General features: G+C 63.4%; 10 protein-coding genes and 1 pseudogene. 8 read left to right on the top strand and 3 right to left on the bottom strand.

Annotated elements, in window-relative coordinates; all coding sequences use genetic code 11:
- Positions 1-21 precede the first annotated feature (21 nt).
- Positions 22-1899, top strand: a complete 1878-nt coding sequence (locus MF410_RS18625; protein WP_239619944.1) for a DNA polymerase III subunit gamma/tau — start codon at positions 22-24, stop codon at positions 1897-1899.
- A 20-nt stretch (positions 1900-1919) separates the two neighbouring features.
- Entirely contained in the window at positions 1920-2243 is a 324-nt protein-coding gene (locus MF410_RS18630; protein ID WP_003571208.1) for a YbaB/EbfC family nucleoid-associated protein, read from the top strand.
- Positions 2244-2327: 84 nt separating this feature from the next.
- Here the strand turns inward: MF410_RS18630 and MF410_RS18635 are convergent, their stop codons facing one another.
- On the bottom strand, positions 2328-2945 hold the full coding sequence (locus tag MF410_RS18635; protein ID WP_179867162.1) for an MOSC domain-containing protein: 618 nt from the start codon (positions 2943-2945) through the stop codon (positions 2328-2330).
- Positions 2946-3002: 57 nt separating this feature from the next.
- Here MF410_RS18635 and recR point away from each other — a divergent pair, with 57 nt between their 5' ends.
- A complete protein-coding gene (gene recR / locus MF410_RS18640) occupies positions 3003-3608 on the top strand; it encodes a recombination mediator RecR (protein WP_012559493.1) in 606 nt (201 codons plus the stop codon).
- Positions 3605-4858 carry a lytic murein transglycosylase gene (locus tag MF410_RS18645; RefSeq protein WP_097628401.1) on the top strand — a complete coding sequence of 418 codons (1254 nt, stop codon included), beginning with the start codon at positions 3605-3607 and terminating at the stop codon, positions 4856-4858. The genes recR and MF410_RS18645 overlap by 4 nt, the downstream gene beginning before the upstream one ends.
- A 4-nt stretch (positions 4859-4862) precedes the next feature.
- Here MF410_RS18645 and MF410_RS18650 read toward each other — a convergent pair whose 3' ends face one another.
- Positions 4863-5318: a GNAT family N-acetyltransferase gene (locus MF410_RS18650; protein ID WP_097628402.1), complete on the bottom strand. Its 456-nt coding sequence runs from the start codon at positions 5316-5318 to the stop codon at positions 4863-4865.
- Between the two features lie 8 nt (positions 5319-5326).
- Entirely contained in the window at positions 5327-6958 is a 1632-nt protein-coding gene (locus tag MF410_RS18655) for an MFS transporter (RefSeq protein WP_239619946.1), read from the bottom strand.
- A 243-nt stretch (positions 6959-7201) separates the two neighbouring features.
- Between MF410_RS18655 and rimP the strand changes: the two genes are divergently transcribed.
- From rimP to infB, 4 genes and pseudogenes are all read left to right on the top strand, one after another.
- Positions 7202-7807 (top strand): ribosome maturation factor RimP, encoded by a 606-nt coding sequence (rimP, locus tag MF410_RS18660; RefSeq protein ID WP_097628404.1) that lies wholly within the window; start codon positions 7202-7204, stop codon positions 7805-7807.
- Between the two features lie 59 nt (positions 7808-7866).
- A pseudogene (gene nusA / locus MF410_RS18665) lies at positions 7867-9469 on the top strand (transcription termination factor NusA).
- Positions 9466-10161 (top strand): RNA-binding protein, encoded by a 696-nt coding sequence (locus MF410_RS18670; RefSeq protein WP_179867163.1) that lies wholly within the window; start codon positions 9466-9468, stop codon positions 10159-10161. Before nusA ends, MF410_RS18670 begins: the two are co-directional and overlap by 4 nt.
- Positions 10162-10263: 102 nt before the next feature.
- Positions 10264-13008: a translation initiation factor IF-2 gene (gene infB, locus MF410_RS18675; protein ID WP_097628406.1), complete on the top strand. Its 2745-nt coding sequence runs from the start codon at positions 10264-10266 to the stop codon at positions 13006-13008.
- The last annotated feature ends 116 nt before the right edge of the window (positions 13009-13124 follow it).

The raw sequence follows: 13124 nt of genomic DNA on the forward strand, positions 1-13124 counted from the left end.
ATCCGGGCGACAAGCAGGGCGATGAGCGACACCGAGCGACAATCAAAAGATGCCGCCTCGACGGGCACCGGATACCGGGTGCTGGCTCGCAAATACCGCCCCAAGGATTTCACGGACCTGATGGTCGGCCAGGAGCCGATGGTCCGCACCCTGACCAACGCCTTCGAAACCGGCCGCATTGCCCAGGCCTACATGCTGACCGGCGTGCGCGGCGTCGGCAAAACGACGACGGCGCGCATCCTGGCGCGGGCGCTGAATTACAAGACATCCGATGTCGACAAGCCGACGATCGACCTTCGCACGCCCGGCGAACACTGCCAGGCGATCATGGAAGGCCGGCATGTCGACGTGATCGAGATGGACGCCGCCTCCCATACCGGCATCGACGATATAAGAGAGATCATCGAGCAGGTGCGCTACCGGCCAGTTTCGGCGCGCTACAAGGTCTATATCATCGACGAAGTGCACATGCTGTCGACGCAGGCCTTCAACGGCTTGTTGAAGACGCTGGAAGAGCCGCCGGAGCATGTGAAGTTCATCTTCGCCACCACGGAAATCCGCAAGGTGCCGATCACCGTGCTGTCGCGCTGCCAGCGTTTCGACCTGCGCCGCATCAGCGCGTCGGATCTCGTCGGGTTGTTTTCGACAATCGCCGCCAAGGAAGGCATCGAGGCCGAACCGGACGCGCTGGCGATGATCGCACGTGCCGCCGAAGGCTCGGCGCGCGACGGGCTGTCGCTGCTCGACCAAGCGATCGCCCATGGCGCGGGTGCGGTGCAGGCGGAAGCCGTGCGCGGAATGCTCGGCCTTGCCGACCGCGCCCGGATCGTCGACCTCTTCCAGCATGTCGTCAAGGGCGACGTCGCCGCAGCCCTCGGTGAATTCCAGAGCCAGTACGAGGCCGGCGCCAATCCGGTGGTGGTGCTGACCGATCTTGCCGATTTCACCCATCTGGTGACGCGGCTAAAATATGTGCCGGATGCGGCAAACGACCCCTCGCTCAGCGAGGTCGAGCGTACCAAGGCCGCCGAATTCGCCAAGGGCGTCGCGGTCACGACGCTGTCGCGCATCTGGCAGATGCTGCTGAAAGGCATTCCCGAAACGGAAGGCTCGTCGCGGACGGCGGGTGCGGCCGAAATGGTGCTGATCCGGCTCGCGCATGCGGCGCATCTGCCGGCGCCCGAGGATGCAGCGCGGCGGCTTGCCGAATTTTCCGGCGACAATGCCGGCCCGCGGCCCTCCTCCCCGCCTTCCGGCAACGGCGGCGGCAGCGGCACGCGCGTTCCCGATCAAAGCAGCGTCGCACGCGCGCCGGACATCGCACCTGGCAAGCCGCAGGCGTCCGCGCCGGTGGCGATGCTGCGCGCCGTGCCGAGCAGCCAGCCGGAGACGATGCCTGTCGGGCGGATCGAGACGATACCGGCCGAGACACCGAAGCCGCTCGTTCCGGTCAATTCGGTCAGCGATATCGTCGATCTCGCCGCCGAAAAGCGGGACGTCAAGCTGAAGGCGCTGGTGCGTAACTTCGTGCGGCCCGTCCGCATCGAACCCGGCCGCCTCGATGTGAACTTGACCGAAGGCGCACCCGGCACACTGCTGAACGAGCTTGCCGTCAAGCTGAAGGAATGGACGGGCATCCACTGGATCGTCAGCACCAGCCGCGAAGAAGGCGGGCCGACGATGGTCGAGGCGGAAGCCAAGGCTCAGCAACAGCGCGTCAGCGATGCCCGCCAGGACCCCGATGTCGCGGCCATCCTGACGCAGTTTCCGGGCGCCAAGATCATCGACGTGCGCGTCAGGGCGCCGACCCCCGAGGAAGAAGCGGATGAGGCGACGCCGCCTGCCGCCGCCGAATCGGAAGACGGTGATATCCTGCCCGGCGACGACATAGAATTCTGATTTCAAGAAGGAGCGAGACGATGCGCGACATCATGGGCATGATGGGCAAAGTCAAGGAAATGCAGGCCAAGATGGAGCAGATGCAGGCGGAGATCGCCGAGCTCACGGCCGAAGGTAAGGCGGGCGGCGGCCTCGTTACCGTCATCATCTCCGGCAAGGGCGAGCTGAAGAGCCTGAAGATCGACCCGTCGCTGTTCAAGGAAGACGATGTCGAGATCCTCGAGGACCTGATCGTCGCCGCCCACAAGGACGCCAAGGACAAGGCCGAGGCGCTCGCCGCCGAAAAGACCAAGGCGCTGACCGCCGGCCTGCCGATCCCGCCCGGGTTCAAGCTGCCATTCTGATAGCAGGCAACTTAATTTATTGCATCGCTGCCCGGATGGACGATGCGATCATCGCCCTCGCGATCCGAGGGTGACAAATTGTTCCTAGCGCTGCGCTTCCAGCATTGCCCGCAGCTTGTAATGAATAGGAGCAGCGAGATATCGCGCCCGGTCCGTCTCCGAAAGCCGCCGGCCGAAGGTTTCCATCAGTTCCGGCATCGTCACCTTTTTTCCGGGAAAAGGCTGATATTCCACCGGCGTCCCGGCTTCGGCCACGCCACCCGCGACAACCCGGCAATAGATGCCGGGGCGGGCGGCTGCGGTATAGCGCTTGGCAAATTTCGGATCGTTCATCCTGGCGGCGAAGGTGGCGCAGGGGATGCGGCATGCGCTGACTTCGAGGACGAGATCGCCTGATATGAAGCGATCGCCGACGGAAACGTCGCGATTGTCGAGACCTGAGATCACCATGTTTTCGCCGAAAGTGCCAGCCTCGTATGGCCGGCCAAGCTCGCCGCTCCACCAGTCGAGCGTCAGCGATCCCTCGATATAAACAGCCTGATCGACGCCGCCATGGTGTTTGCGGTTGCAGATGGCATCACCGACCAGCCCCTCGGCATCGATCATCACCGCGCCGTTGACCGCGTGTTTGAAGATGCCGGTCTTGTAGCTCTTGCCGGCCAGCCTTTCCGGATTGCCGATGCACAGCGCCAGGATTTTCATGGGACGGCCGATCCTTCCGCGATTCCGTTTTCGTTGCATATCAGCTAAGAACGGCGCATGGCAAAACGAGTCACCGGCCCCGAAATCGAAAAACTCATCCAGCTTTTGGCGAAGGTGCCGGGCCTCGGGCCGCGCTCGGCGCGCCGGGCGGCACTACATCTGATCAAGAAGAAGGACCAGCTGCTGGGGCCCCTGTCGAATGCGATGGGCGAAGCTTACGACAAGGTGAAGATCTGCTCGCGCTGCGGCAATGTCGATACCGTCGATCCCTGCACCGTCTGCACCGACACGCAGCGCGATCAATCGATCATCATCGTCGTCGAGGACGTCTCCGACCTCTGGGCGCTGGAGCGGGCGGGCGCGATGAACGCCGCCTATCACGTGCTCGGCGGCACGCTTTCGCCGCTCGACGGGATCGGTCCCGACGATCTGAATATTCGCGGCCTGATCGACCGGATCGGCGAAGGCGGCATCCGGGAGCTGATCATCGCGGTCAACGCCACCGTTGAGGGACAGACGACGGCGCATTACATCACCGACCAGCTGCAGGGGCTTAACGTGAAGATCACCCGCCTGGCGCACGGGGTGCCGGTCGGCGGCGAGCTCGACTATCTCGACGAGGGCACTCTTGCCGCAGCACTTCGGGCACGGACGGTAATATGAGACGGTTTCATTTGCCGCGGATATTCGCCCTCGCGATAACAACCGCCCTCCTCCCCCTCTGCGCCCACGCAGCCCCTTCAAAAGCCGATGTCGAGGCGCAGTTCGAGACGTGGGTGCAGAAGGACCTCTGGCCGGAGGCGAAGGCGAACGGGATTTCCGAGAAGAGCTTCAAGGCCGCCTTCTCCGGTATCACCCTGAACTGGAACCTGCCCGATCTCGCGCCGCCCGGTTTCCCTCCGCCGAAGCAGCAGAAGCAGACGCAGGCGGAATTTTCCTCGCCCGGTCCCTATTTCAACGAGGACCATCTGAAGAGGCTTGCCGCAACCGGCCGCGGCTTTGCCGCGCAATATGGCTCGACGCTGAAGCGGATCGAGAAGACCTATGGCGTGCCGGGGCCGATCGTGCTGGCCATCTGGGGCCGGGAGACCGGCTTCGGCGCCGCGAAGATCCCGAATTCGGCGATCGAGGTGCTGGCGACCAAGGCCTTCATGTCGACGCGCAAGGAGATGTTCCGCACCGAGCTGGTGGCGGCGCTGCATATTCTCGACGGCGGTGACGTGACGCCGGCCGGTTTCAAGGGTTCGTGGGCCGGCGCGCTCGGGCAGCCGCAATTCATGCCGACGAGCTACCTGAAATATGCCGTCGATTTCGACGGCGACGGCCATCGCAATATCTGGACCTCAGTGCCGGATACGCTCGCCTCGATCGCCAATTTCCTGGTCAAGAAGGGCTGGCAGCGCGACCACGACTGGGGTTTCGAGGTGTCGATACCGGAGGCGGTCTCCTGTGCGCAGGAAGGGCCGGATCTCTCAAAACCGCTGTCGCACTGGGCCTCGCTCGGCATCGACCGCATCTCCGGCAAGGATTTCCCCTCAAGCGAGATGAAGGCCGAGGGCATGATGCTGGTTCCGGCGGGCCGCGATGGGCCTGAGTTCATCGTCACCCCGAATTTCTACATCATCAAGGAATATAACAATTCCGATCTCTACGCGCTCTATATCGGCAATCTCGCCGACCGGATCGGCTCTAATGCCGGTGCCTTTGAGGGTCGATGGGGCGATGTTGGCAAGATGCTGCGCTCCGATGTCGCCGCCATGCAGAAGGCGCTGGAGCGCCAGGGCTACGATGTCGGGGGCTCCGACGGTCTGCCTGGTTACAAGACCCGGCGTTCGATCGGCCAGTGGCAGGCGAAGAACGGCATGGCACCGACCTGCTTTCCCGAGGCGACGATGAAGAGCAAGCTGAAGTAGTTGTTCAGAGACTGCGCTTCAGCCCTTCGTGGCTCGCCACGAAACCGAGCCTCTCGTAGAAGCGGATCGAATCCGCTCGCGTCTTGTCCGACGTCAGCTGAACCAAGCTGCAGCCGCGCGCGGCGCATTGGCCGACCGCCCATTCGACGAACGCGGAGCCGAGGCCCGAGCCGCGAACATCCCTTGCGACACGCACGCTTTCGATCTGGCCGCGCCACATGCCCGTCCTCGACAGGCCGGGAATGAAGCTCAGCTGCAGGCAGCCGACGACCCGATCGGAAGGATCGATGGCGACGGCCAAGAGCTGATTGGCATCCGACTCGATCGCCGCGAAGGCCGAGAGGTAGCGCGCATCGACGGGATCAGAGGTGATTTCCCTGGCGCTGCCGAGATCGTCGTCGGCCAGAAGCCGGACGATGGCGACGAGATCGGACTGGCGGGCGAGCCTGAATTGATACATGGCTGTCCTCAATGATGCAGGTCGATCGGCGCCTTGTGGAAGACGTCGGTATCCGGTGGAATGGCCTGGCGTTCGATCATGCGGTGGACATGCAACGGACCTTCGCCGCGATGAAGCGCACGAAGCCTGTCGGTGTTTTCGGCATCGGCCTGCGTGCGCCGCTGGTTGTGTCTTACATATTCGACCCAGGTCGGCGTATGGTAGGTTTCCGTCCAGAGCCCGGGATTTTCGAGATCGCGCATCAGCGCCCAGTTGCGGGCGCCGTCGCGGATGCGGATACGGCGGCGCTCGCCCATCAGCTGCATGAATTCGGCAAGGTCGTCATCTCCGATCTCGTAATCGACCTGGATGACGATCGGGCCGCTGCGCGGGGTGATGTCGAGACTGAGAGCCGGCTCGGTGAAGCGATTCAACGGATCGAGATTGAGCGAGGCGAAGGCCGGCATGGAAAAACGCAGGCCGATGACGATGCCGAGCAGCATGACGACCGATGACATCAGCAGCGCATCGGCGACGCCATAGCGATCGGCGGCAACACCCCAGAGCCAGCTGCCGCCGGCGATGCCGCCGAAGGTGACGGTCTGGTAGAGCGACAGGGCGCGACCCACCACCCAGCGCGGCGTCGACAGCTGGACGATGGTGTTGAAGAGCGACAGGGCGGAGACCCAGCAGGCGCCGGAGACGAGCAGCCCGGCCGAGGTGAGCACCGCGCTTGGGCTGAAGGCGGCAATGACGGCGCTCAGCGCGAAGCCTGTAAAGGCCAGGCGGATGATCATCTCGCTCGACAGCATCTGGCGCAGCCGCGCGTTCAGCACCGCGCCGCCGATCGCGCCGATGCCGAAGGCGCCGAGCATGAAACCATAGGTCAGCGGGCCGCCGCCGACGAGATCGAGTGCGACAACCGGCAGCAGCGCCAGGATCGAGCTGGCGCCGATGCCGAAGAGCAGGCCCCGGAGGAGAACCTTTTCGAGATTGGGCGACATCGAGACATAACGCAGGCCGGCGAAGATGGCGCTGCCGAGCGCCTCGCGCGGCAGGGTCGAGACCGGCGTGCTCGGGCGCCAGCGCAGCAGGGCATAGATCAAAGCGAGGTAGCTCACGGTGTTCACCGCGAAGGCCGCCGCCGCGCCGGCTGCGGCGACGATGACGCCGCCGATGGCCGGGCCGACGCTGCGGGTAATGTTGAAACCCATGCTGTTCAGCGTGACGGCGCCCGGCAGATCGGCGCGCGGCACCATGTCGCCGACCGAGGCCTGCCAGGATGGGTTGTTGAGCGCGGTGCCGCAGCCGATCAGGAAGGTGAAGAACAGCAGCAGCCAGGGGGTGATCCAGCCGAGAAGGGCCGTGACCGTCAGCAGCGCCGAGACCGTCAGCATCAGGCACTGCGCCGTCAGCATCACCCGGCGGCGATCATAATTGTCGGCGAGCGCACCGGAAATCAGCGAAAACAGCATGATCGGCAGCGCCGTCGAGGTCTGCACCAGCGCGACCATGTCCTCCGAGGCGGTGATCGTCGTCATCATCCAGGCGGCACCGACCGCCTGGATCAGTCCGCCGAAATTCGAGGACAGGCTGGCGAACCAGATGGTGCGGTAGGTATCGTGCCGCAAAGGCGCCAATGTCGACGAAGTGTAGGCCACGATTTCTCCGCTTTTGTTGTTGCGCCCCACGGCAATATATTCGCAAGACCGGCGCTGGCCATAGGTCTCGTCACCCCACCGTAAGCGAATTGGCCGAATCGGTCGCAGACCTTGCAATTTCGGAAAAACCCGACTATATGGCTCTCAAATTCTTGATCGCTTGATGAAGAGTGGGCCGCAAGGACCCGCTCTTTTTTATTAGCGCGATCCCTAAACAGCATGAAATTGCGAGGAGCGCATCGCTTGTCGGACATGACAAACGCAGACAACGAACTTGAGCCGCGGCTGATTACCGAAACCGGGCTTGACCAGCGTCTTGCCGATATCATCGAACCCGTCCTCGTCGGCCTGGGCTTTCGGCTGATCCGCGTCCGTATGATGAACCAGAACGGCGCGACGATGCAGGTCATGGCCGAGCGCAACGACGGGACGATGACGGTCCAGGACTGCGAAGAAATCTCGATGGCGATTTCTCCCGTCCTCGATGTGGAAGATCCGATCGATAAAGAGTATCATCTCGAAGTGTCTTCGCCCGGCATCGACCGTCCGATGGTTCGGAAATCCGATTTCGTCCGCTGGCAGGGCCACCTTGTGAAATGCGAGACGTCGATCCTGATCGACAATCGCAAGCGCTTCCGCGGCAAGATCGTCGAAGCAGGCGTAGATGGTTTCACGCTCGAGCGTGACCAGGTCGCTTACGGGGAAGAGCAAAAGGTCACCATTCCCTTCACGGCGCTTAGCGATGCGAAGCTCATTCTGACCGACGACCTGATCCGCGATGCGTTGCGCGCCGACAAGCTGGCGAAAGCCCAGGCCGCCAACCAGAACGAAGCGGACGACCAGGAATAACCGATCAACAGACCGCTCCAGGGACGGGAACCCCGGGGTTAAGACGGAGAAACAAGACAATGGCAGTCAGTGCGAACCGGCTCGAACTTCTGCAGATCGCAGATGCAGTGGCGCGCGAAAAGGTCATCGACCGCGAGATCGTGCTGGCCGCAATGGCCGACGCCATCCAGAAGGCGGCACGCTCCCGTTACGGCACCGAGTTCCAACATCAGGGCCGACATCAATCCGAAGACCGGCGAAATCCGTTTGCAGCGCCTGCTCGAAGTCGTCGACAAGGCCGAGGATTATTCGACGCAGATCCCGCTGGAGCTTGCCCGCGACCGCAACCCGGATGCCGCACTCGGCGATTTCATCGCCGATCCGCTGCCGCCGATGGATTTCGGCCGCATCGCCGCACAATCCGCCAAGCAGGTGATCGTGCAGAAGGTGCGTGAAGCCGAGCGCGACCGCCAGTTCGACGAATTCAAGGATCGCGTCGGCGAAATCGTCAACGGCACGGTCAAGCGCGTCGAATACGGCAACGTCATCGTCGATCTCGGCCGCGGCGAAGGCATCATCCGCCGCGACGAAATGATCCCGCGCGAAAACGTCCGTTATGGCGATCGCGTCCGCGCCTATGTCTACGATGTCCGTCGCGAACAGCGCGGCCCGCAGATCTTCCTGTCGCGCACGCATCCGCAGTTCATGGTGAAGCTGTTCACCATGGAAGTGCCTGAGATCTACGACGGCATCATCCAGGTGAAGTCGGTTGCCCGCGATCCGGGCTCGCGCGCCAAGATCGCCGTGATCTCGAACGACAGTTCGATCGATCCGGTCGGCGCCTGCGTCGGTATGCGCGGTTCGCGCGTTCAGGCCGTCGTCGGCGAGCTTCAGGGCGAGAAGATCGACATCATTCCGTGGAGCCAGGACCCAGCGACCTTCGTCGTCAACGCCCTGCAGCCGGCCGAAGTCGCCAAGGTTGTTCTCGACGAGGATGCCGAGCGCATCGAAGTCGTCGTTCCCGACGAGCAGCTGTCGCTTGCGATCGGCCGCCGCGGCCAGAACGTCCGCCTCGCTTCGCAGCTGACCGGCTGGGACATCGACATCATGACGGAGGCCGAGGAATCGGAACGCCGCCAGAAGGAATTCAACGAGCGCACCAACCTGTTCATGGATTCGCTCGACGTCGACGAAATGGTCGGCCAGGTTCTGGCCTCCGAGGGCTTTGCCGCGGTCGAAGAACTGGCTTATGTCGATCTGGACGAAATCTCCTCGATCGACGGTTTCGACGAAGAGACTGCGCAGGAAATCCAGCAGCGCGCCCGGGAGTTCCTCGAGCGCCTCGAAGCCGAGATGGACGAGAAGCGCAAGGCGCTCGGCGTTCAGGACGAGCTGCGCGAAATCGACGGCATGACCGCCCAGATGATGGTGGCGCTCGGCGAAGACGGCATCAAGACGATCGAGGATTTTGCCGGCTGTGCCGCCGACGATCTCGTCGGCTGGACGGAACGCAAGAACGGCGAAACGAAGAAATTCGAAGGCCTGTTCTCGAAGTTCGACGTCTCGCGCGTCGAAGCCGAGCAGATGATCGTCCAGGCCCGCCTGTCGGCTGGCTGGATTACCGAAGAAGACCTGGCGAAGGGGACCGAAGAAGAGGTCGCCGAAGCCGAACAAGAAGCATGATGACCGCGCATGAGCCGGACGCTCTCCCTGACGAGGACGACGATCTTGCAGGTTATGACGTGAACGGACGCATGTGCATCGTGACGCGCGAAAGCGGATCGCCGGAAGAGCTGATCCGCTTCGTTGCCGCTCCCGATGGAACCGTTGTCGCCGATCTGAAGCGCGAGCTTCCGGGACGCGGATGCTGGGTGAAGATCGACCGGTCGCTGGTCGACAGGGCAGTGGCGAAGAAACTCTTCGCCCGCGCGCTGAAAATGGACGTGAAGGCGGCAGACGATCTCGGCGCAGGCGTCGACCGGCTGCTTGCGGCGCAATTGATGCAGATGATGAACATGGCGCGGAAAGCCGGCCAGTTCGTCAGCGGGTCCTCGAAAGTGGATGCCGCGGTCAGGAGCGGGGCTGCCCTTGCGGTGTTCCATGCGACTGATGCAGCGGATGACGGCGTCCGGAAAATCGACCAGGCCCGCAAGGCCTGGCACCTCGGAATGGAGACCGAGGAGGAGATACCTTCCTTCCGTCTCTTCTCGGAGAGCGAAATGGAAGGCCTGATGGGCCAGAATGCTTTTATCCATGCCGCAGTGCTTGCAGGGCAGGCGGGTGAGGGTGTAGTGAAGCGCGCAAAGATGCTCGAACAGTACCGTATTGGCGGTCAGTCCCGGGCAGCGGGCGGCGCTGGCCGGCAAAAACAATGAGGCGGTCACCGGCATGGGCCGGTCGCATTCTCATTGATCGACAAGTATTGAACGACAGGGTCTGATCTAGTCATCGCTCCCTGTCCGAAGGAACGGGAACGAATGACCGATAGTAACGACGACAAGACAATCAGCGTGACGGGCAAAAAGACGCTTACCCTGAAACCATCGGGGATGAGCCAGGGCACCGTTCGCCAGGATATGGGTCGAGGTCGCACCAAGGCGGTCGTCGTCGAGACCCGCAAGCGGCGCCCGATGCGCCCGGAAGACGAAAAGCCGATCACACCTGTCGCTCCGGTGGCTCCCGTGCGTGCAGCCGAACCGGCGCCCGCGCCGGTGCAGGCACGCCCGCAGCAGCCGACGCCGGCACCGCGGATACAGCAGGGCAACAACAGCCAGACGAACCAGCGTCCGCAGCAGTCCCACCAGGCGCCGCGCCAGAACGACCGTCCGCGGCCGGTGGTGCTTAACCATCTGTCGCCTGAGGAAATGGACGCTCGCCGCCGGGCGCTTGCCGACGCCCAAGCGCGTGACGCCCAGGATGCGATCCGCCGCGCCGAGGAAGAAAAGCGCAGGGCCGCCGAAGAGGTGATCCGCAAGGCAGCCGAAGCCGAAGAAGCTGCCCGCAGGGCCGCCGAAGAAGCTATCCGGCAGGCTGAAGCGCCCGCTCCAGTTGCTGAACCGGCAGCCGCAGTAGCGGCTCCAGCCGACGCCCCGCAGCCACAGCAACCGGCATCCTCGGCACCTGCCGCGCGCCGGCCCGATGCGGCTGGAGCAGCAACTGCTGCCCGTCCGGCAGCGGGTGCTGTCGCCCCCGGCGCCGTTCGCGGCCGCCGCGACGAAAAGGAAGACGACGATCGGGGTGCCGCGCGAGGCGGCCCGGTTCGTGGCCGCGTCGTTCGTCCGGAACCGGCAAAGCCGGTCACGACACGTCCGAAGACGGATGAAGAGCGCCGTCGCGGCAAGCTGACGATCTCCACTGCCAACGTCGACGGCGAGGATAATGCCCGCGGCCGTTCGCTCTCGGCCATGCGCCGCCGGCAGGAGAAATTCCGTCGCGGCCAGATGCAGGAAACCCGCGAGAAGATCTCCCGCGAGGTGGTTCTGCCAGAGACGATTACCATTCAGGAACTGTCGCAGCGTATGTCCGAACGCGCCGTCGACGTCATCAAGTACCTGATGAAGGAAGGCCAGATGATGAAGCCGGGCGACGTCATCGACGCCGACCTTGCCGAACTCATCGCCAGCGAATTCGGCCATACGGTCCGACGCGTGTCGGAATCCGACGTCGAACTCGGCATCTTCAACGTCTCCGACGAGGATGGCGAACTGGTTTCGCGCCCGCCCGTCGTCACCATCATGGGCCATGTCGACCACGGCAAGACCTCGCTGCTCGACGCCATCCGCCATGCCAACGTGGTCTCCGGCGAAGCCGGCGGCATCACGCAGCATATCGGCGCCTATCAGGTGGAGCAGAGCGGTCAGAAGATCACCTTCATCGACACTCCCGGCCACGCCGCCTTTACGGCCATGCGTGCTCGCGGCGCCCAGGCGACGGACATCGCGATCCTGGTCGTTGCAGCCGACGACAGCGTCATGCCGCAGACGATCGAATCGATCAACCACGCCAAGGCGGCCGGTGTTCCGATCATCGTTGCGATCAACAAGGTCGACAAGCACGAGGCCGATCCGCAGAAGGTCCGCAACCAGTTGCTGCAGCACGAAGTCTTCGTGGAATCTATGGGCGGTGAAGTGCTCGACGTCGAAGTTTCGGCCAAAACCGGCAAGAACCTCGACAAGCTGCTTGAGGCGATCTTGCTGCAGGCGGAAATTCTCGATCTCAAGGCCAACCCGAACCGGACTGCCGAAGGCACCGTCATCGAAGCCCAGCTCGATCGTGGCCGCGGTTCGGTCGCGACCGTGCTCGTCCAGAAGGGCACGCTGCGTCCGGGCCAGATCATCGTCGCCGGCGACGTCTGGGGCCGCGTGCGCGCCCTCGTCACCGACAAGGGTGACCATGTGAAGGAAGCGGGTCCCGCGACTCCGGTCGAGGTTCTCGGTCTTTCCGGCACGCCGCAGGCGGGCGACAAGTTCGCCGTCGTCGAAAGCGAAAGCCGCGCCCGCGAGATCTCCGAATATCGTCAGCGTCTGGCCCGCGACAAGGCTGCTGCCCGCCAGTCGGGACAGCGCGGTTCGCTGGAACAGATGATGATGCAGCGCCAAAGCGCCGGCATCAAGGAGTTCCCGCTGGTTATCAAGGGTGACGTGCAGGGCTCGATCGAAGCGATTGCCGGCGCACTGGAAAAGCTCGGCACCGATGAGGTCCGCGCCCGCATCGTCCATTCGGGCGCCGGCGGCATCACCGAGTCGGATATCTCGCTCGCCGAAGCGTCGAACGCGGCCATCATTGGCTTCAACGTTCGCGCCAATACGCAGGCACGCCAGTTCGCCGAGCGCGAAGGCATCGAAATCCGCTACTACAACATCATCTACGACCTGGTGGATGACGTGAAGGCAGCGATGTCGGGCCTGCTCTCTCCGGAACGGCGCGAAACCTTCATCGGCAATGCCGAAATCCTCGAGGTGTTCAACATCACCAAGGTCGGTAAGGTCGCAGGCTGCCGTGTTGTCGAAGGCAAGGTCGAACGCGGTGCGGGCGTCCGCCTCATCCGCAACGACGTCGTCGTTCACGAAGGCAAGCTCAAGACCCTCAAGCGCTTCAAGGACGAAGTCTCCGAAGTACCGATGGGCCAGGAATGCGGCATGGCCTTCGAAAATTACGAGGATATGCGCGCCGGCGACGTCATCGAGTGCTTCCGCGTCGAACATATCACGCGCACGCTCTAAACCGCCGCGCTTTAGGCGCAGCATCAGCTTTCCGAAAGCCATTCGCCAGCCGGCGGATGGCTTTCGGGCATCCGCCGGCTTGACCTTTTCGGCCAAAGGAGTCATTGACGCTCTCC

The organism is Rhizobium sp. C104 (genome assembly GCF_022354505.1).
GTDB lineage: Bacteria > Pseudomonadota > Alphaproteobacteria > Rhizobiales > Rhizobiaceae > Rhizobium > Rhizobium redzepovicii.